The organism is Photobacterium sp. ABD4_091 (assembly GCF_056160145.1).
Genome location: NZ_JBSWWQ010000002.1, coordinates 356,530 through 377,664, shown reverse-complemented (window position 1 = coordinate 377,664; position 21,135 = coordinate 356,530). Strand labels below are relative to the sequence as shown.

Here is a 21,135-nt window from a genome sequence, read left to right as displayed (position 1 = left end):
AAACCAACACCTCGAAAAGAAAAACAGCGACTCAGTGAGTCGCTGTTTTTCATGTTTTCTTCAAGTTAATCTCGGGTCAAGTTCAGTTCAATTCGATCCCACTCGACTAAGCGTTCTTCAGTAATGCCAGTTTCTTCAGACTTCACTTTAGCACTACGATAAACAACAAACGGCTGCAACGTTTCCCATGCACCATCATAAAAATCAAACTTATTAATTTCTGATTTATCAAGAATTGTATAAGTCAAAATTAGATTTGTTGGACCATTTTCACATTGCTTACCTTCGTAAAAATTAACGGCTTTTTTCTGTTCCATTAATTCATGCAGATTAGCCTCGTTAACAATAGAAGCACAGCCTTCATAGCGTTGTACAAGTAGACGAACTGTCCGTTGATATTGCTGCCCTGAGTTCCCGAACAATTCGGAAGATAACACTTCAACCGGAATAACAACCCCATTTCCATATTGAGTCATTTCTTCTCTTGTCGGATGTATGACTGTAGCGCCAGCAATATCAAATTCGGTTTTATCAAACCACGGTTCATCACTATCTACTGAGCTTCCCATAACAGTCAATGAGTCTGAGATGGTAAAGTCACGGTTTGCATTTCCTTTAGTCGGTGGCGTTATGCTAATGAGACTCACAGGTTGAGGGTCTAAGTGCTTGTAAAGATTATTGGCATCTTCACCTACCCACAAGGAATAGAGTTTACCTTGAGTATAATTTTGCAGTGATATTTCGCCGGTACTCTCCTGAACCCTCAACTCATAACCTACCCAGCCACCTGTAGGGCTTTGTAGACTGTACCTTCTTGTACCTTTAGCCTCAGGAAGATCTATCGTGACTTTCTTCAAGGGTGCATATTCAAAAGTATCATTGCGAAAATCAATACCTGGGTTTTCAGCCAAATCTACATATGCTGTCGCTAGCTTTGTTACAGGTTTATAGTTTCGTGTTTCGACAGCATCAAAGTAAACATGAAAAGTCCCTGTAGAGCGAATCGATAGCTGCCCTTGCCTTAGTAGTTCGACTGGTGATGTATCAGGCTCATACAGCCTAAATGTGATTTCACCAACTTGGTTTTCAACTACTGGTGTAATTATTCCATTTGGAGAATATGCTACATCATCATATGACACAGTAACTGGGTTTACCGCTTTTTCAATATTTACAGTAAATGATGTTGAGGCTGGGCCATACTTATCATCACCTTGGTCAGTCACTTCAACAACAGCGTGCCCAGAATTAAGAATTGTGATATCCCCGCTTTGAGCATTCACAGTAATGACATCGCTTTCACTTTTATCTTCAACTAACTTAAAGCTTAAATTATCAGTACCCCCACCGATAGCTGGAGAATGAACAGTTGGCTTACCTTCTGTATAAGTTCTCGTTAAATTGCCATCAACACTTAAGCGAGAATCAGCGGGATCAACCACAACAGTCAAGCGTTGTGGCTCTGAAGCTAAATAGTTATCCGTTTCTCCAGCAATAGCATTAAAGCTTGCAACACCACTTCTTTTTATCTTAAAGCACTGGTTGTCAGCATCGTATTCAGCGACACTTTGATCATCATCAGTTAATGGTAATACTGTTACCTTACCCACACTGTTAGTAAAGATTGCATTCTCACACTGTCCAGGAGCGTATGATGTCGATATATCACTAACAGTAAAGTCAAGTTGTCGAGCTTTGAGCACTTTCACTGTCAAGAAACCTGGTGTGGATGTTTGATAATTTTCGCCACCATCATCAACAACTTTTAACTTAGCGACGCCAGATTTAAGAAGAGTCAGTTTATTTCCAGCAACAGAAACGACATTTGTATCACCACTGAAAGTTAAACTTCCTAATTGTCCCTTCATGTTTGGAGATACTTTCATATCTTCTGCGAAGGTATAGGTTACTTGACCATCTTCAATCCCTGGGTGAATCGCGGGGTTCACTGTCACTGTAAATGAGCGTTCATCTGCGGCGTAATTCTTATTGATATCATCAACAGCTTTAACTTCGGCATAGCCTACTTTCAGTATTCGCAATAAACCAGTTTGATCATCTACTTCAATAACATCATTACCAGATAAAACCTCATAATGGACAGGTGCGACACTGTTGTTTACTGCTGGAGAAAACAGCGTCTTATTGTCAAACTGGATATCGGCATTTTTTACATCTAAATTTGCACGGTCACCAAGATCAATCCTCACTCTAAAAATGGCTTCTTTCTTCGCATATCCGTACTCGCTGCCAAGGTGCTGAGTAGCTTTAACAGTAGCCTCACCAACTCGTAAAGCAGTCATCAAGCCTGTTTCTTCATTGAGCGTAATGACAGGGTTTGATATATCCTGGTCAGTGAGTTCATAGTGGATGTATCCACTTTCAGAACCGCTGATCTTGATTGGATTAAAGGTCAAACCTGTTTGATAGCTGCGTGTGATTGGCGAAAAATCAAGTATATCGGCTTCAATTGCCTCAATATCTATTGTGGCTGATTTAGACGTTTCTAAGTAATTTCTATTGCCAAGATCAGTTAGCGTAACTTCGACCTCCCCCGGTACTCCCTCTGCCACGATAGTATCCGTTTCTGGGTCAAAACGTACTAAGCCTTCAGGCTGAAACTCAACTTTTATTTCGCCTTTATTGCCAGAGAATGGTAATAACACATCTTCTGTAGAGCTAGTCGATATCTTGATATCAGAGAGTTCTAATTCGTTATTCTTGGCTTTTTCAACCACAACATTAAATGTAGTACTTGAAGTCTTATATTCACTGCTGCTGTCCACAACCGTAACTGCAGTTTCTCCAGCTGCGAGAATTGTTATCACACCTGAATCAGAATCAATTGCGATCACATCATGAGGTTTACCAGCAGAGATACTAAATTCAGTCTCTCCAACTTGATAGTGTACTTGCGGGGAAGCAATACCTTGTTCAGAAAAGGTTAGAGAAATGTCTTGAGCTGATATTGCTGTTCGTTCTAGTTTTTCAGGTGGTTTCGGGGCTGAATTTGGCTCACTTGAACCTCCGCCGCCTCCACCACAACCAAATAATAGTAAACTTAAAATTACCGCAGAATATTTTATTTTCATTGTCATGCCATACTGCCACAAGCTGTTATTTACCACTTAAGTGGTAATAAATCATTGAACACCGTTTTATTTTCGCCGTGATTATATGTTCAGCAATTATTCAGGTTCAAGACATTAAATGAATGAATGTGTATGGACAGGTGCTTATATTTTATAAAAAATGAATTGGTGTTATTTAAAATTCATACAATTCAGCAACTTAAGGTACGCTATTATATGTATTTAAAAGATATTAATTGATTTAACCAATCAAAATTTCCAAATTTGAAAATAGATTAACCATGAAGTGGGATGAAAACCCTTGTAAAACATTTCACAAGGGCATTTATACATGAGCTCTACTAGTACAAAAGTAGTAAATAAAGTAGTTACTACTGAAGCAACTGTACTGTCGTGACAACTTTGTCATTCAGATGCGGATGAATAATGCCACCATTTTCAGCATCGAAATTCTCATAGAAGCTTGGTACCGAAAGCGTTGCCTTCACTTCTGCACCGAAGAATGGCATTGATGCCTCTGCGGCTGCCAATACGTTCTTGGCACCACCTGGACCCGGTGAGGTTGATAGCAAAACAACGGGTTTATCTTGATACACTTTAGGCTCGATGCGAGAAACCCAATCAAACAAATTCTTATAGGCCGCTGTGTATGAACCATTGTGCTCGGCGAATGAAATCAGCAGTGCATCTGCAGATTGAACCTTCTTAAGGAATGCATGGGCGAGTGCGGGTTGTCCCAGTTCATTTTCCTTATCCTGGCTAAAAAGTGGCAACTCGAAATCATTGAGATCCAACACTTCAACGTTGATGCCTTCCAATTGCGAGGCGGCATAGGTGACAAGTTGTTTATTAATGGAGGTGCTGCTGTTGCTTGCGGCGAAGGCTATCACTTTCATTTTGTCATCCTTTTCAATAAGTATTATTTTGCTTTCCCGTTAACAGTAGCAATCCAGTTTAGCTAAGTAAACCTAATAGCTTATTTAGCACCCGGCTATATAACCTTATGATAAAAGGGGATAACTAGCGTTCTCCCCTCTTGCTTATTCATTCAACCCGGCCATATAGAAGGCTGAAAGTATTCTCTTTTTTAAAGTAATACCGTGCTTAAAGTGACAGAATCACACCTGCGATTGAGGCACTCATCAAGTTCGCCAGTACACCAGCAGCAATCGCACGGAAGCCCATTTTCGAAATAAAGGTGCGACGTTCAGGGGCAAGGCTGCCCAAACCACCAATCAGAATCGCCATGGTTGAAACATTGGCAAAGCCGCACAATGCGAAAGTGACAATCGCCAGTGAGTGCTCGCTCAGCTGATCTTTCACTTCCATCATTTGGATAAAGGCAACGAATTCGTTAACTACTACCTTGCTACCAATCAATGAGCCAGCCACCAAGGCTTCATTCCATGGCACACCAATCAGGAAGGCAATCGGTGCAAACAGGTAACCAAGGATAATTTCAAAGCTAAGCTGAATACCAAACAAGTCGCCGGCGCTACCCAGTAAGCCGTTAAGCAGCGCAATCACACTAATGAAAGCAAGTAGCGTTGCACCTACCGCAACAGCAATACGCACGCCGGACATGGCACCGTCCGCCAAAGCTTCAACCACGTTGGTTGCGCGTGGCAGCTCTACAGACGTGATTTCATCTTCATCGTTCGCCTGCTCGCTTGGTGGTACCATCATTTTAGCCATCAACAAGCCTGCAGGAGCCGACATGAAGGCCGCAGCAATCAGAAAGTTCAATTCCACACCCAGCGAGGCATAGCCAACCAAGGTTCCACCTGCCACTGAAGCTAGGCCGCAAGTCATCACCGCAAAGAATTGCGAGTCACTCATTTTTGTCAGGTAAGGCTTAACCACCAGCGGTGCTTCAACCATACCAACAAAGATATTAGCGGTTGCAGATAGTGATTCCGCACGGCCGGTGCCCAGCAGACGCTGCAAGCCGCCGCCAATGACGTTAATCACTTTCGGCATCAAGCCAATATGGTATAGGGCAGAAATAAGCGCCGAGAAGAAAATGATAATACCCAGTACATTAATGGCAAAAACAAACCCTACACTGCCGGTTGCCAAGCCACCAAACAAAAAGCTAATTCCCTGCTGCCCATAATCGATGACACTGGAGACACCTGCTGTTACTGCATTTAAGGCATCTTTCCCTGCCGGGACATACAGTACCAACAAAGCAAAAATAATCTGCAGACCAAATGCCAGTGATACAGTTCTGACTGGAATATTGCGGCGATCTGTTGATAGAAGATACGCAATAACCAGAATGGCGAAAATACCCAGTAAGGAAGACATGAAATAAGCACCTTTGCTCTAAATGTTGAGCCGCGCATTCTAGAGAGCAAAGGATTGCGTACAAGGCGAGTTTGCTATTCGTTTGTTACATGTTGGGCATGCCAATAATGACAATCTATTCAACTACTTGATTTTAAAGCACTAAAATCACCTCATCTAACTATTATTGCCAGATGGAAAAAGTATTTATGCCTTCACGAACAATTATTTGCTATCAACTGTTGGAAATATCAGCAATTTTTATAACTTAACCCAAGGCTTTAGTGCTTCATCCCAATAAGGGGACTCGCCGATGTAGTGTTTAAAGAAATCAATAACAGCACTTACCTTACGGGGCAAATGCTTGCGGCTTGGATAAACGGCATAAAACGGCATGGTCTGGTTGGCAGTCCAGTCCGGTAATAGCTGTATCAATTTACCGTCCCTAAACTCATCCGTTATTAAATAACTGGCAAGATAGGCAACTCCCCAACCAGCGATTGCAGCATCCCTAACGGCTTCTGCCAAATCAACCCGGTAGTTACCTGACACCTTCACACTCAAAGACTCCCCCTCTTTGGTAAAGTCCCAACAACTATAATCACGCTGGCGACTTTGGTAGGTCACGCAGTTGTGGTTGGCAAGCTCTGACGGATGGCTGGGTGCAGGGTGTTCAATCAGGTATTTAGGCGAAGCAGTAACAATAAAACGCGTCTCTGCCAAGCGCTGGGCAACGTACCCTTCCGGAATATGCTCAAAGTTGGTAATCCACAAATCCAAGCCATCCGCCAACATATCCGCTTTATGATCAAACAGGCTAAGCTCAACCTGTAAATCTGGATACATCTGGCGCAGCTTTTCTATGGCAGGGATAATATGCATGGTGCCAAAAGACTGGGACAACCCCAAACGAATCACACCCGTTACGTCATCACGCTCCTGCGCCATGCTGTCATTGGCTTCATTGACTGCAGAAAAAACTTGCTTGGCATAAGTCGCAAAGTGATGCCCTGCCTCTGTCAGGGTTAAGCTGCGCGTTGTCCGCTGGATCAACTTGACATTCAAATCACTCTCCAACATCCCCAACTGCTTACTGACATGGGAAGTCGATACCCCTAGAGTGCGCGCTGCGGCGGTAAAGCTCCCCGCCTCGACTAAGGTATGAAAAATCACCATTTGGCTGGCTCGGTCATGGATCATGTTTTGCCCTCTCTACACACCATCCATGGCCCACATTCCAACATCAGGAATTAAAAGCCGGCAAGTTTACTCTTAAAGCACTGAATGTCACGCTCAAATAGGTATGCATCCCAAAGGCGACTATGATTATCTTCATGCCTATACGTTTATATTCAACCTTAGCCTTATTTTTTGCCCACGCTGCTGGAGCATATGAGATTCCCGTTGCCCAGTTTGGCCAGGAATCTATCGCGTCTTGGAACGTCAAGCACTTTGCCGGCCGCACACACTATGTCGTGGTTCCCCTCGACGGACAGCGTGTTCTCAAGGCCACAAGCAACGATAGCGCCACCATCATCACCAAACCTATTCGGATTGACCTTGAAGAGACTCCTTATATCAATTGGTCATGGCGGATGGAAGATAAGTTAAACGGTATTGATGAAACGACTAAGAGCGGCGATGACTTCGCTGTTCGGATTTACCTTGTCATTGGCGACAATTTGCTGAAACCCTCTACGAAAGCAATAAATTATGTGTGGTCTAGCAACCAGCCTCGCTACTCGCGCTGGAGCAATGCGTTTGCTGGGGATAAAGTCCAAATGCTAGCTGTTAGAGGGGTAAGTGATAGTGTTTCTCGATGGCAAAAAGAGAAACGCAATGTCTATCAAGATTTTATCAACTTATTTGGTGATAAAGGCAGCGAGCACAAAAACCGTCAGGCCTATCGGTATATCAATGGCATCGCCATCATGACAGATACCGATAACAGCGGCCAAGCCGTTACCGCTTACTATGGCGATATCTTCTTTTCGACAAAGTAGAAAAAGAAACCAGTAACAAAAGAAAAGTGTAATGGCAAACAAGCAGACGTTCGTTGCCATTACACTCCCCCAATCTGAGGTAAATAGACGAGATTTTAATAAAACATCATCAAAGGTCACACAGACTGCATATTATCAGTACTAGGTACGGAACGCTATACCATATAGTGGGTAATTTCATTCTTAAGGCATTTCGCGAGCATCAGGCCCTTCATAAGTCCACAGCAGGTTCCGTGGAATCGGCCCTTTATTCCTGCCGCCTTGTCCTGTTTGCTCCCAAGCATGGGCCAATATCCCTACCGAGCGGGACAGGCAAAACAATCCCCTTGCTAGCGGCGCAGGAATGCCCAACTCGGCATATATCACAGCCGTTGCGCCGTCGATATTCATCGGAATGCGTTTGCCTTTTTGCTGATACAGGTAGTTTTCTACCCCCATAGCAATCTCTGCGAATTGCCCGGTTACGGTTCCACTATCTGCTGTTTGCTTCACTAGCGCCATCAAAGCAGGAGCTCGGGGGTCTACGGGGTGGAAACGATGGCCAAAGCCAGGAATGAATTTACCGTGTAGCTCTTTGTGCGCCGTCACTTCTAACTCAATCGCCGTCTCCAGCGATTCCCCTTGCTCGCAACGAGCTGCAATGGCTTGATATAAAGCGACAGCTTGCTCACCCGCTCCACCATGCACATCACCCAGCACATTCACCGCCGATGCCATAGCATTATTGAGGCCAACGCCACAGGTCGCCGCCATTCTGGCAATCGCAATACTTGGCGCTTGTGGGCCGTGATCGACGGCTGACATCAGCGCCGCATCAAGCAGCTTTGCCTGTGAGGGCAACGGCAACTCACCGCTTACCATCAGCCAAATCATCTGGGCAAAGCTGACATTGCCAATGAGATCTTCAATCGGGTAACCATAATAGCGAATCACACCTGGTGACATGTCGATAATATCGGTCTTCCACCAATCGCTCACTTCACGACCAACGCCATGTTCCGGTCTTTCGATACTCATATTGCTCCCTGCCCTTGTAATTGTTCGATCTCTTCTTTGCTTAATCCCAATGTCGTCAACCACTGTTCGGTATGCTCTCCCAATTGAGGGGGTGGCAAGGTTACCGCTGGGCGCTCACCATCGAGTTTGAAGCCTGTTCTGACATAACGGACATCTTGGTTAACCCCGGGCGAATCAACAAAACACCCGGTAAAATCACGGCCTTGTACCTGTGGCAAATCCAATGCTTGTGGGACGCTCAGCACCCTACCAGCAGGCACACCTATATGGTTAAGGGCAGATTCCCACTCTTTTGCTGATTTAACCGCAAAGGCCGCTTCAATATGGCCGGTGAGTAACTCGCGATTTTCCAGCCTCGCCTGCCGCTCTGCAAAACGGGGCTCAGTAATCAAATCGTTCCGCCCAATGAGTTGGCACAACGCTTCGAACTGCTCTTGTTTATTGGCAGCAATATTCAACAATCCTTCACCTGTTTTAAAGGTTCCTGACGGGCTGGCGGTGACATTGTTATTGCCTAGTGGCTGAGGCACTTTATCTGCCACCAGAAAATTAGAAACTGCCCACCCCATTGTGGTCAACGTTGACTCCAACATGGATACATCGATGAATGAACCTTCGCCCGCTTTCTCCCTGCCTGCCAATGCAGCACAGATTGCAAATGCAGCGGTCATCCCCCCTATGGTATCGGCTATCGGGTACCCCACTCGGTACGGGCATTTTCCGGCGCTCCGGTAATGCTCATTACCCCAGACATACCCTGGATGATTTGATCATAGGCAGGCAAGTGGCGCATCGGGCCATCAGCGCCATAGCCAGAGATTGCGCAATAAACAATATTGGGGTTCACCTCTTTAAGCTCTGTATAACCCAAGCCCAGCCTATCCATGACACCCGGACGGAAGTTTTCTATCACCACATCCGCAGTTTTTACCAACTGCTTAAACAGGGATTTCCCTTCATCTGTTTTCAAGTTAAGCGTGACCGACTGTTTGCCCACATTCTGAGCGAGGAATGAAATCCCCATTCCCGCTTTGTTCAACGTGGGAGAAGCCCCTAACTGGCGGGCTAGATCGCCACTTTTAGGCACTTCAACCTTAATGACTTCAGCACCCAAGTGGGCCAGCTGATGCCCACAGAATGGCCCCGCCAGCACATTAGTCAGATCCAGTACTCGGTATTGGTTTAGTGGTGTCAGCATCCTTCGACTCCATCGTAGTAATTGTTATTTCTGTGTGTTTACTGTTGTTCTGTTGCTGCTACATCATCTGATATTTGTTCGCGCTTGGCTTTTCGGGCATCTAACACGTTGCTGACCATTGGCATCATCAAAGCCAGTACGGCACAAATCATGATGGACAGTGTCAATGGGCGCTCCCACAAGAAAGCATAACTACCATCTGACAAGGTCAGAGAACGACTGAGGTTCTTCTCAAGTATTTCGCCAAGGATGAAACCCAGCAGCATAGGAGCCATCGGAAAATGAAGCAACTTCAAGAAGGTAGCGATAACCGTGATAATCACCATCATGTGGATATCGAAAGTATTGAAGCTCACCAAATACACGCCAGTGATAGAGAAGAACAAGATCAATGGGATCAAAATAGGTCTTGGGATCACCAACAAGCGTGAAATATAAGGGATCAACGGCAGGTTCAAAATAAGCAGAACCAAGTTACCGAAGTACATCGAAATAATCACCGACCAGAAGACATCTGGGTTATTAACGAACAAGCGTGGACCTGGCTGAATACCGTAGGCAATGAGTGCCCCCAGCATAATTGCCGTGGTACCAGAGCCGGGGATACCCAGTGTAAGGAGCGGCACAAAAGAACCTGTCGATGCCGCGTTGTTGGCTGATTCCGGTGCAGCCAAACCACGCAAGGCACCTTTGCCGAATTTGGCTTTTTCTTCTTTGCTGGCAAGGTTCCGCTCCATGCCGTAGCTAAGGAATGACGCAATCGTCGCACCTGCGCCTGGCAATACCCCAACCAAAAAGCCAAACACCGATGAACGCACTACTGTCGGCGCAACGTGCTTCACTTCCTCTTTATTCAGCTTCATGCTGCCCAACGAGTCCATGTCCATCTGCGGCTCTTTCTCTTTGTGCTCACCACGCAGTACCGTCATGATCACTTCGGTCAGAGCAAAAGTCGCCATTGCTAGCAACAAGAAGCTGATACCATCAATCAAGTTAATATTGTCGAAGGTAAAACGCGGGATCCCCGACATGACATCGTTACCCACAGTGGCAATCATCAAGCCAAACACAGTCATCATTAGTGCTTTGATCACTTGCCCTTTTCCGGAAAAGGCAGCAACGGCGGTAAGGCCTAAGATCATCAAGGCAAAATAATCAGACGACTGGAAGCTGAGTGACACCTTGGCAAGCGCAGGTGCGGCAAACAACAGGATAATCGCACCAATGGTTCCGCCAGTGAAAGAAGAGTAAGCCGCCAATGCCAGTGCTTTACCGGCTTGCTTGCGCTGCGCCATTGGATAGCCATCAAACGCGGTAACCACGGTACTGGCACAACCCGGTGCATTAATAAGGATTGAAGACGTTGAGCCACCAAAAATGGCACCGTAATACACCCCGGCCATCAAGATAATGCCCGATGAAGGATCCAGCCCGTAGGTAATCGGGATCATCAAGGCAATCGCAGAAATTGGCCCTAAACCCGGTAGCATTCCGATGAAGGTACCGGCAAAGCAGCCGATCACCACCATCATTAAATTAAATGGCATAAATGCCGTTGTCAGTCCTGACATCATTCCATCAAACATGGAAGTTTCTCCCTTTTAGATGAATGCCCAAAATCGGCCTGGGGCTAAGTAAATATCGAGCAACTGAGTCAGGACGTACCAAAACCCCGTCGCAAACGGCACCGATGCCAGAAAGATGATTTTCGGGCGACGCTCACCCAGTAGCCAGTAACCACCGACAAGAAAGAAAACAGTGGAAACCAGAAAGCCTACCCACTCCAGCGCAATGGCAAACAGCACCATCAGGACTAACAGCTTGCTGATAATTTTGAAATCCAGCCCTGCCAGCGACAGCATGTCTGAAGCGGTAACTTGGTTTTTTCTATGTGCGGCGACTAGCTGTAATAGTGATAGTACAATCCCCAATCCAGCCAGCATGGTCGGCATCGATTTCGCGTGGAAGGGTTCGTACTCATCTCCTGGAAACAGTGGTATTTGGGTGGCGTAATAGCCGTAGGCAACTGAAAAGCACAAGAAGATCAGCCCGCCGATATGATCTTTGGTAAGCGTCATGGGTGTATCCCCTGATTAATATTATTTGAAATCTTTCGCTTTAGAAGTGGGCAGAGCAGGCATATTGCCTACCCTGCATTTAGACAAGCAATGGGATTAATTTAAAAAGCCAAGCTCTTTCATCAAGTTACCCATCTCTTTTTCCTGCTCTTGCAAGAAGGCTTCAAATTCTGCGCGAGGTTTGTAGATTTCTGTCCAACCATAGCGGTCTCGGACTGATGTCCACTCGTTGGTCTGGTACATCTTCTCAAGCACAGCAGCGAACTCGTCTGCCTGCTCATCGCTGATCCCTGGAGCTGCGAAAAAGCCGCGCCAGTTTACAAAGCTTGCGTCATAACCTAACTCTTTCAGAGTCGGTACATCCGGTGCGACTGGCGAACGGCTTTCACCGGTCATAGCCAGAATGCGCACTTCACCCGCCTCGGCAAGGCTAAGCGCTTCGCTTAAACCCGTTGATAGCACTTGGGTTTCTCCCGATAGCAAGCCAGCCATTGCTTTACCGCCAGCATCATAGGCAAGGTATTTCACCCGACGTGGTTCACCACCAGCGGCTTTGAAAGCCAATGCCGCAACAAGGTGATCCATACCGCCACGGGATGAACCTCCAGCCACAGACACTGAGCGAGGGTTTTTCTTGTACTCTTCAGCCAGTTCATTAAATGACTGGTAAGGAGAGTCTTTCGCCACCACAAAGGCGGCATAATCACCAATGGTAGCGGCGACTGGGGTCAGGTCACGGAATGACTGAGGGAAGACTTTAGAAAGGGAGCGAATAACAATAGGCGTCGAATTCACCATCAAGGTATCTTGTGACTGCTCAGCCGTCTTGATCAGATAGGCAATTGCTTTACCGCCGCCGCCACCAGACATATTTTCATAAGACACTTTGTCGACCAATTCGGATTTTGCGAGTGCTTCACCGGTACCACGTGCTGTGCTATCCCAGCCACCACCTGCACCACCCGGTACCAAGAAGTGAATTTCGTCGACTTTCGCCTGCACAGAGCCAATGCTCATAGCAGAAGCCATAATCGTCGCCAGTAGGGTTACACGTTTGCGGGTAATAAACTGAGTAAGCATAGCTCTTTCCTCGTTGAGTGTTGTTTTTATCCTTCAACACAAAGGTAAGGCAGCTATTGAGCAAACTAAAGATTGTAAAATTAATGTGAATAACGGCTTTATTTATCATTTTGTTCATATTGTTCACAGCATGTCGCCACAAAAACAGGTAAAGTCGTTACATCATTTACGGTGAAAGGAATCACCCGCTTCATGTTACGTATGCTGTCATTACGTCACCTCAGATTAAAGTGGCGTATGGTATTGATTTTAGGTGTTATTGCTGTATTGCAGACCGGCATGCTTGGCCATTTTGCTATCCGCTACCTCGATAGTGTGCTGGATGAACAAATCGGTCAGCAAGCCATGCGTGTGGCATTGGCAATTGCTGCTTCACCCGATGTGGTTCGCGCAGTAGAGGGCAGAGACTCTGATTTTTTGCAACCTTTAAGTTACAAACTTGCTCACTCAGCCGAAGCGCGGTTTGTGGTTTTTGGCGATAAGGACGGCATACGCCTTGCGCACCCTTTCCCCCATATGATTGGCCAGTCCATGGCAGATGACGATGGCGATACCAATGAGCCAGCCCTTGTTCATGGTAAGCCCTATATATCCAAAGCCCTTGGCAGTATCGGCTGGTCAATGCGAGGCAAAGCACCAGTGTTCAATCCCGCCGGCACTGAAGTTATCGGTATCGTCTCGGTGGGCTATATGCTTGATACTGTTGATAGATTAGTGAGCAACCACCGCCTCAGTATGTTCTTCGCTATTGGTGGCGCTTTCCTTTTCAGTGTATTTACTGCTGTCTGGTTTGCCTCCCATTTCAAAAAGGCCATTTTCAACCTAGAGCCGGAACAAATCGGCCGAATGTTCCAGGAACGAAATGCGACGTTAGAGACCGTTCGTGAAGGGATTGTCGCTATCAACCACGAAGGGAGAATCACCACCTTCAACCACGCAGCAATTAAAACATTGGAGCTGCCGGAAGACGGCAACTATATTGGCAAACATATTCAATCTGTGTTGCCAGACAGCGGCATGCTCGATGTTCTGGAGCAAGGAGAGCCCCAATATGATCAAGAGGTTTGGCTGCACAATCATCTGTTGATAGCGAACCGGATCCCGCTGATCCAAGGCGATCAGGTTAATGGCGTGGTCTCGAGTTTTAGGCTTAAGAACGAGGTGGATCTGGTCAGCCGTAAACTAACCCGCATCAAGCAATATGCCGAGAGCTTGCGTAGTCAATCCCATGAGTACAACAACAAACTCCACACCATTGCCGGGCTGATCCAAATCGATGCCAAAGACGAGGCTCTGGCGGTTATCGGCCAAGAATCATCAAGTCACCAAGCTTTTATCCAACAGCTTATGGAAGTCACCTCCGATAGCATTCTCGCAGGGTGCCTACTGGGTAAATACAATCGAGCCAAAGAACTAGGTTTAGAATTGGTCATCGAGCAAGACAGCCAAATGTCAGCCCTGCCTGACGCCCTACCCCGAGAGCAACTGGTCAGCATTTTAGGCAACCTGATAGACAATGCATTAGAAGCGACCCTGTCCCACCACGGCAAGGGCGGCACAGTCACAGTGATCTTGTCAGATTTTGGTAAAGAACTGATATTTGAGGTAGAGGACCAAGGACCAGGCATTGCCGGTGAAATGCAGGACAAGATCTTTACCCGTGGTTTTACAACTAAAGCATCACAAGGACACGGAATCGGGTTGGATTTAGTGAAAAGCCTGACAGAACATCTCGGTGGACTCATTACCGTTGAGCCTATTGAAGCGAATACTGATGCCACAGGCAGCCGGTTTACCTTATATCTACCCAAACAGCTAAACCACAATAACAACAATATTCAGGACAAGGATTCAACGACGCACATGGAGGAGCAATCATGACCACTACTATCCGTATTGTCATCGCTGAGGATGACCCGCAGATTGCAGAGATCCAACGGCGTTTCATTGAGCGTATCGAAGGGTTCGAGGTAGTTGGCCTCGCTCATGGCATTGATGAAACGCGCGACCTAATTGAAGTGCTCGCGCCAGAGCTGGTACTACTTGATAATCAATTCCCTACCGGTACCGGCCTCGACTTACTCAGGGAGCTGCGCGCCAATGGCTGCAACACCGATGTCATTCTGGTAACGGCAGCCAAAGAAGTCGATACCCTGCGCCAGGCGATGCACAACGGCATTTTTGATTACATTCTCAAACCTCTGGTATTCGAAAGGCTGCAAGCCTCATTACAAAAGTTTCGCGATCACCTTAATCGTTTTTCTGACATCGAGTCACTGATGCAGAGTGACGTTGATGGGCTATTGCAGGCAACACCGGACACAGCCACAAAGCCTAATAGTTCATTCACACCAGCAAGCCGACTACCCAAAGGGATCGACGGGCTAACCTTGGATAAAATCCGTGCAGTGTTCAATGCGCCAAAGACACTGTTGAATGCAGAAGAAGTCGGGCAACATATCGGTGCGAGTCGAACCACCGCCAGACGTTACCTTGAATATATGGTCAGTACCGATGAGCTCAGTGCCGAAGTCTCCTATGGCAGTGTCGGCCGCCCAGAACGGCGCTATCAGCTATGTTCATGAAGCTATTAGCGATGCTCATAAAGCAAAAAGAAGGGGAAGCCATTGGCCTGTCTCTTATACACAAGTCCCCCGCCTCATGGCGGGGGCTTTTTTTGAACTCTTTTTCTTTATTGCGATCCGATCTTACACAATATGAGTAAAGGTCATCATCATGATAGGGAATTCTACTTTAGAATGGGCTCAACAAACCTTTTCGCATGCCAAGCTTGGCGACTCTAGACGTACACAACGACTAGTCCAATTAGCCAGTGATATGGCATCTAATGTTGGAGTGTCTATTGTGCAAGCCTGCCCTAATCCCGCCTCTATTGAAGGGGCATATCGCCTCATCCGTAACCCTGATGTTGAAGCCAATGCGATAGCTGAAGCCGGTTTTGTGGCAACAACTAACGAGGCTGAAGCGCATGACTTATTACTTGCCCTTGAAGACTCCACCGCTCTAACCTACACGCATAAAAGCCTCTCCGATGAACTTGGTCACGTGAACTCGGGAAATCGAACCCGGGGGATGCTAGCTCACTCTGTTCTGTTGTTTGCACCACGCGAGCAAAAGGTTGTGGGGCTAATCGAACAACAGCGGTGGACGAGGGATATTGCGACTCGAGGCCGGGGACATAAGTTCGCCAAGCGACCGTATGAAGAGAAGGAGACCTTCAAGTGGCAACAGGCATCAACCGCAATGTCTGAACGTTTAGGTCAACTCCAAGCCCGAGTCATTTCAGTGTGTGATAGGGAGTCAGACATCTACGAATACTTACATTACAAGCTGACCAACCAGCAGCGTTTTGTTGTGCGCTCGACCTATAGTCGCTGCATTGAGGAAAGTGGTTATAAGCTCCATGATTATGCAAAGGAGTTATCCCCATCGGGACAACGAACTGTCCATATTGCTCAACGGGGTGGTCGCAAAGCGCGTAAAGCAACATTAGATGTATGCTTTGCTCCTATTACGATTAAGGTTCCAGCCAATAAGTGTGGCAAGTCACTTTCTCTGTATTATGTTGGTTGTAAAGAGCGAGGTGACAACAACGAAAAATTGGAGTGGCACTTACTGACTTCAGAGCCAGTGACAACGTTAGCGAAAGCCCAGGAGATAATCAGTTACTACGAACAGCGCTGGTTGGTTGAAGAGTTCCACAAGGCGTGGAAAAGTGATGGAACCGATGTCGAAGCACTGCAACTTCAATCAAAGGACAACCTGGAGAGAGTTGCCGTCATTCAAGCGTTTATCGCTATCCGCTTGTTACAACTTAGAGCAGAAAGCCGCGGACAAGAAACCAGTAGCTGTGAGTCTGTTCTACCCGGAATATGCTGGAAATTATTATGGGTCAAACAAGAAAATAAGCCCTTACCAACAACAGCTCCAGATCTGAAATGGGCTCGAGTTACATTAGCAAGGCTAGGCGGATGGTATGACAGTAAGCGAACAGGGCGGCCCGGTTGGGCCGCCCTATGGCGAGGCTGGTATAAATTAGCAGCAATTCAAGAAGGATACCTTATAGCCCAATCCTTTACCTCTGATGAGATGTGATCAAGAGACAGGCCATTGGCTTCCCCTCTTCATCTATTCGTGATTGATACTAAGGCTATTAAACAGGAGTGACGCTTCTTTCCCTGCCCCGAAACGCATTAAGTGACACAATAACAACCACAATAGCAACCGCCGCTAGTTTGATCATTAGCCCACTGAAAATCAGCGCAAAGGGCACAACCAGCAGCACAGCCCTCTCAATCATCGACAATGGCTTGATCAGCCGGCCTTCAATACCTCCAGCAAAGGCAACAATCAAAGCAATCGTCGTCACAATTGCAAACATGAAACCAAGTAGGTTTTCCCCGTCATAGATAAGCGGTGAGAAAGCCATCATCAATGGTATCAGGAAGAAGCCCTGTGCCAGCTTAAATGCCTGAACCGCTGACTGCATCGGTGAAGCACCAGCGACACCTGCGCCAGCAAAGGCTGCCAAAGCAATTGGTGGTGTCACATTCGAGGTTTGCGACAACCAGAACACAATCATGTGTGCGGCCAAGATGCTCAAGCCCAACTCCGTCAAAGCTGGCACTGCCATGATCGACAGCACAATATACGCAGCAGTAACAGGCAAGCCCATACCAAGAATAACGGCGGCTACTGCAATCAAGGCCATCACCGACCATAAGTAACCACCAGATAGCGCCATCAGGAACTGGGTGAACTGCAGACCGATGCCGGTTTGACCGACGACCCCAACCACAATACCCGCGGTAGCACAGGCAACCGAAATAGGCAGCGCCAATAGTGCCCCTTCTTTCATCCCTTCAAAGAAAAGACGGATACTGATACGGCTGTGCTTACGGCACATGGCTGCGACCAATATAGCACTACAGCCTGCGATACCCACCAGCACAGGCGAGTAACTCATCAGCAGCAAGGTCGTGATCAGCACCAAAGGCACAATAAAGTGCCAGCCTTGCTTCATCACTATTTTTAGCTGGGTGACTTTGTCCATGCCTTTTAGGCCAAGCTTACAGGCCATCAAGTGGACATAAAGTAAAGTACAACCAAAGTACAAAATAGCCGGTGCAATCGACACCAATAGAATTTCGCTATAGGCAATACCGGTGAACTGGGCCATGACAAAGGCCCCTGCCCCCATTACCGGCGGCATAATTTGCCCACCCGTAGAGGCCGCCGCTTCAATACCCGCCGCTTGCTCAGGCTTATATCCGAGCTTTTTCATCATCGGAATGGTCAAGGCACCGGTGGTCACCGTATTGGCAATAGCCGAGCCGGAAATCGACCCCAGCGCAGCAGAAGCCACCACACTGGCCTTTGCCGGACCACCACGGTATTTACCCGCGACAGCAAACGCCGCGTCAATAAAGAATTGGCCCGCGCCGGTCACCTGCAAAAATGCACCAAACAGCACGAAGATAAAAACCACACCTGCGGCAATTGCCAACGGCGCACCAAACACCCCGTTGGTAGAATAAATATGGAAACGGATGATTTCATCCAGTGCGAAACCTTTACTCGCTACACTGGCAGGCAAGACATCGCCAAACATGGCGTAAGCCAAAAAGATCGCAGCAATCACCACCATGACCATCCCCACGGTCCGGCGTGTCGCTTCAAGCAGTGTGACGATTAATATCGAGCCGGCCAGGACATCATCAGCACCTAACCCGTCAAGCAAAAAGCCAATATCGTCATAATCAAACCGGACGATATGCTGCGCAGCCCACAAGGTGGCTAATACCATTGATAAATCGATAAACCTTGCTGGAAGATAAAGTCGGCTATCTTCTTTGACTAATGGCCTAACGAGGAATACGAGAGCGAGGATCCAACATAGGTGGACGGGGCGAAATACAGGTGCGGAGAGGTTGGCAGTTAGCCCCTGCCAAATTTGAAACACTGATAATGCAATTGCAGCAATGGTTGCTATTTGCATTAACCGCTCAGTGACCCTGTGATTTAACGCCGAAGATTTGGTCATTGCGAACTCCTTGTACACTGCAATGTTTTCTACCCCCGAAATGCTTCGGGGGTATACGTTTACCTATCGATAGAGATAGGCATTACTTCGGTTCTCTTACTTTTTCTCATCCATGAACTGCTGAGAGCCTGGGTGCAGAGGAATACCTGCAAGCTTGTTCATGTTCTCAACCGTAGTGAACTTAGTCACACCGATAGACTGGCGGATTTGATCGATGTTATCAAACGCCACCTTAGTCATCTCGTAAGCGAGTTCTTTATCCAGATCGCCTTTCACCACGAGTACATTCCATACCGCAGGCGCTTGGAAAGCAGGAACATTGCGGTAGCTGTCAGCATCGACATCCAGGCCGCTGTATGACGCATTGGCTTCGTTGATTTGCGCAATTTCCTCATCGCTGAATGACAAAATACGGATATCACGAGTCAAAGCTAGCTCGGTAATTGCACCAACACCTAGGCTACCTACAATAACACCGGCATCAATCTGGCCATTTGCCAATGCTTCGGTCGTCGCCGTGTAATTCAGCGCCTGGCCGCGCATATCGCTTTCTTCAACACCAAGGGTCTTCAAAATGTTCAGGGCACTAACACGAGTACCTGAACCTGGCGCGCCAAGGGCAACACGTTTGCCTTTCAGGTCTGCTACAGACTTAATGTCTGAGTTGGCAGGTACCATGAATTGAACAACGTTAGGATACAGTGCAAATAAAACTGACACGTCCATCTTACGCGGGAAAGGCTCTGTGCCCTGATAAGCCTGCTGCACTACGTTGCCCATAGCGATACCGGCAAGCTGTTGTTTAGTCGATACTTTGATGACATTTTCTACCGAAGCTGCCGTCACTTCCGCACGCATATTGAAGTCATCTATATTTTCACTCCACACCTTTGCTAGCAAACCACCTAAAGGATAGTAAGTACCGCTTTGGCTACCTGTGCCTATGGTGTAGTTATTCGCTGCAACAGGCAGAGAAACCGCTAGAGCCAAAGAGATAATCCCTTTTTTGATCATTGAACGCATTGAGTACTCCTTCTCGTTGAATGCCGGATGCAAAGTGTCAAACTCGACACATACGCATCAGGTTTTATTGTCATACAGATGTTGCATCAAATGAAATCGCATTTAAATGTTAAAATTGTGAAAGTTGTGAAAATGAGATATTGGTGGTGATAAGCATATCAATAAGTTTGCTTCTTCTTACCTAGCATAAAACCCTCGCTACATTCAGAATTGTTACCAACAGTAAAAAGTAATTTGCAATACATGGTAATTATCATCAAATAGGAAATAGTTATACTTCTCCCATCTTGATACCGCATATCAACAACCAAAATAAGAGAGGATTAAATGGGCTGGGTATTTCTACTTCTAGGGGTAATGGCTGAAGCAACATCGCATGTTGCACTTCGTGCTACAAACGGATTTTCGAACTGGTTGCCTAGCACCATAGTGATCTTTGGACACCTCATTGCCTTTATCTTTCTTGGTCAGGCCATGAAATCACTGCCTGTTGGTATCGTCCATGCAATCTGGGCAGGGCTTGCGATTGTTACCGTGACAGCGATGTCCGGACTTATCTATAAACAGCACCTTGATGCCAAGGTGTGGCTAGGTATGGTGATTGTTGCGATTGGTATTGCCATTATCAACTTGGGTGGCGCTGCCCACAGCCATTAATAACGCCTTCATTTCATTAAGCTTTCCTTTCTAAGAGAAGGCTCGTTGATGATGTCATCAACTTTGGCGTCTGCCCAAGCGACTTCAAGTAAACATATTTGATCATTCACCAATTTGATCATTCACCGATCAGTTTAAACATTCAGATTTGGAGGAAAGTATGACTGAAGAACGTGCCATCAACCTTTACTACTTCTTGCTGCAGAATAAAGCCCCGAAACGAGAACTCGATGTAGTATTAGATTTACTAAAGCAACAATACCAAATCGACCTATCCCGCTTAGAGAGGAAAAGACATCGTCCGCAGAACCGCTTTGACATCAACAGTTATGGTGCTGGAGGGTCAAGGACGATGAACCAAACTCGCCAACTTGGGGGGTGACAGCCAGTCACTCCCACTCTTTAGATATATACCCGCAGCCCCACTTTTACATTTACTTACATTCAATAACTTAAGTTTGCACAGAATCAGTTTTTGATCCAACTCCACAAACTGAAAAACCGCTCGTATTTAAAAACAGCGTTTTTAAAATCAACCACATAGGAAAAAGCGATACTGCGCTCTATATATAGCGATAAAACGCAAGCATATTTACATTTTGAAATATAAAAAACACCGTTCAATTCGTACAGG

General features: G+C 46.6%; 16 protein-coding genes and 1 pseudogene. 6 read left to right on the top strand and 11 right to left on the bottom strand.

Translation table 11 applies throughout. From position 1 onward, the window contains the following. Nucleotides 1-65 precede the first annotated feature (65 nt). From ACXAGQ_RS15900 to ACXAGQ_RS15885, 4 genes are all read right to left on the bottom strand, one after another. Entirely contained in the window at nucleotides 66-3,098 is a 3,033-nt protein-coding gene (locus ACXAGQ_RS15900) for a hypothetical protein (RefSeq protein WP_475255140.1), read from the bottom strand. Nucleotides 3,099-3,463: 365 nt separating this feature from the next. Beyond that, nucleotides 3,464-3,988: an NADPH-dependent FMN reductase gene (locus ACXAGQ_RS15895; protein ID WP_475255138.1), complete on the bottom strand. Its 525-nt coding sequence runs from the start codon at nucleotides 3,986-3,988 to the stop codon at nucleotides 3,464-3,466. Between the two features lie 208 nt (nucleotides 3,989-4,196). Continuing rightward, the gene (locus tag ACXAGQ_RS15890; protein WP_475255137.1) at nucleotides 4,197-5,402 is read right to left on the bottom strand and encodes a NupC/NupG family nucleoside CNT transporter; all 1,206 of its coding nucleotides are present in this window, start codon (nucleotides 5,400-5,402) and stop codon (nucleotides 4,197-4,199) included. 240 nt (nucleotides 5,403-5,642) lie between these two features. Further along, nucleotides 5,643-6,581, bottom strand: a complete 939-nt coding sequence (locus ACXAGQ_RS15885) for a LysR family transcriptional regulator (protein WP_475255136.1) — start codon at nucleotides 6,579-6,581, stop codon at nucleotides 5,643-5,645. 134 nt (nucleotides 6,582-6,715) lie between these two features. Between ACXAGQ_RS15885 and ACXAGQ_RS15880 the strand changes: the two genes are divergently transcribed. After that, the gene (locus ACXAGQ_RS15880; RefSeq protein WP_475255135.1) at nucleotides 6,716-7,384 is read left to right on the top strand and encodes a DUF3047 domain-containing protein; all 669 of its coding nucleotides are present in this window, start codon (nucleotides 6,716-6,718) and stop codon (nucleotides 7,382-7,384) included. Nucleotides 7,385-7,567: 183 nt separating this feature from the next. Here the strand turns inward: ACXAGQ_RS15880 and ACXAGQ_RS15875 are convergent, their stop codons facing one another. The 5 genes and pseudogenes from ACXAGQ_RS15875 to ACXAGQ_RS15855 form a co-directional block, all read right to left on the bottom strand. Beyond that, complete coding sequence (locus ACXAGQ_RS15875; RefSeq protein ID WP_475255133.1) at nucleotides 7,568-8,401, bottom strand: citryl-CoA lyase; 834 nt, start codon at nucleotides 8,399-8,401, stop codon at nucleotides 7,568-7,570. Then, nucleotides 8,398-9,599, bottom strand: a pseudogene (locus ACXAGQ_RS15870) (CaiB/BaiF CoA transferase family protein). Before ACXAGQ_RS15870 ends, ACXAGQ_RS15875 begins: the two are co-directional and overlap by 4 nt. Before the next feature lie 38 nt (nucleotides 9,600-9,637). Beyond that, complete coding sequence (locus tag ACXAGQ_RS15865; RefSeq protein WP_475255131.1) at nucleotides 9,638-11,185, bottom strand: tripartite tricarboxylate transporter permease; 1,548 nt, start codon at nucleotides 11,183-11,185, stop codon at nucleotides 9,638-9,640. 15 nt (nucleotides 11,186-11,200) lie between these two features. After that, nucleotides 11,201-11,677, bottom strand: a complete 477-nt coding sequence (locus tag ACXAGQ_RS15860; protein WP_475255130.1) for a tripartite tricarboxylate transporter TctB family protein — start codon at nucleotides 11,675-11,677, stop codon at nucleotides 11,201-11,203. Nucleotides 11,678-11,773: 96 nt separating this feature from the next. Further along, nucleotides 11,774-12,757 (bottom strand): tripartite tricarboxylate transporter substrate binding protein, encoded by a 984-nt coding sequence (locus ACXAGQ_RS15855; protein WP_475255128.1) that lies wholly within the window; start codon nucleotides 12,755-12,757, stop codon nucleotides 11,774-11,776. Between the two features lie 192 nt (nucleotides 12,758-12,949). On the opposite strand from ACXAGQ_RS15855, the gene ACXAGQ_RS15850 reads away from it, so the two are divergent. The 3 genes from ACXAGQ_RS15850 to ACXAGQ_RS15840 all read left to right on the top strand — a co-directional run bounded on the left by ACXAGQ_RS15850 (nucleotide 12,950) and on the right by ACXAGQ_RS15840 (nucleotide 16,873). Beyond that, a complete protein-coding gene (locus tag ACXAGQ_RS15850; RefSeq protein WP_475255126.1) occupies nucleotides 12,950-14,638 on the top strand; it encodes an ATP-binding protein in 1,689 nt (562 codons plus the stop codon). Further along, nucleotides 14,635-15,342 carry a response regulator gene (locus tag ACXAGQ_RS15845; RefSeq protein ID WP_475255124.1) on the top strand — a complete coding sequence of 236 codons (708 nt, stop codon included), beginning with the start codon at nucleotides 14,635-14,637 and terminating at the stop codon, nucleotides 15,340-15,342. The genes ACXAGQ_RS15850 and ACXAGQ_RS15845 overlap by 4 nt, the downstream gene beginning before the upstream one ends. Before the next feature lie 151 nt (nucleotides 15,343-15,493). Continuing rightward, nucleotides 15,494-16,873 carry an IS4 family transposase gene (locus ACXAGQ_RS15840; protein WP_475251517.1) on the top strand — a complete coding sequence of 460 codons (1,380 nt, stop codon included), beginning with the start codon at nucleotides 15,494-15,496 and terminating at the stop codon, nucleotides 16,871-16,873. A gap of 58 nt (nucleotides 16,874-16,931) precedes the next feature. Here the strand turns inward: ACXAGQ_RS15840 and ACXAGQ_RS15835 are convergent, their stop codons facing one another. After that, nucleotides 16,932-18,821, bottom strand: coding sequence for a TRAP transporter permease (locus ACXAGQ_RS15835; RefSeq protein ID WP_475255123.1), 1,890 nt, complete (start codon nucleotides 18,819-18,821; stop codon nucleotides 16,932-16,934). Nucleotides 18,822-18,917: 96 nt separating this feature from the next. After that, a complete protein-coding gene (locus ACXAGQ_RS15830; RefSeq protein WP_475255121.1) occupies nucleotides 18,918-19,844 on the bottom strand; it encodes a TAXI family TRAP transporter solute-binding subunit in 927 nt (308 codons plus the stop codon). A gap of 327 nt (nucleotides 19,845-20,171) precedes the next feature. On the opposite strand from ACXAGQ_RS15830, the gene ACXAGQ_RS15825 reads away from it, so the two are divergent. Continuing rightward, the gene (locus ACXAGQ_RS15825) at nucleotides 20,172-20,501 is read left to right on the top strand and encodes a DMT family transporter (RefSeq protein ID WP_475255119.1); all 330 of its coding nucleotides are present in this window, start codon (nucleotides 20,172-20,174) and stop codon (nucleotides 20,499-20,501) included. A 160-nt stretch (nucleotides 20,502-20,661) separates the two neighbouring features. Continuing rightward, on the top strand, nucleotides 20,662-20,883 hold the full coding sequence (locus ACXAGQ_RS15820; protein WP_475255117.1) for a hypothetical protein: 222 nt from the start codon (nucleotides 20,662-20,664) through the stop codon (nucleotides 20,881-20,883). The last annotated feature ends 252 nt before the right edge of the window (nucleotides 20,884-21,135 follow it).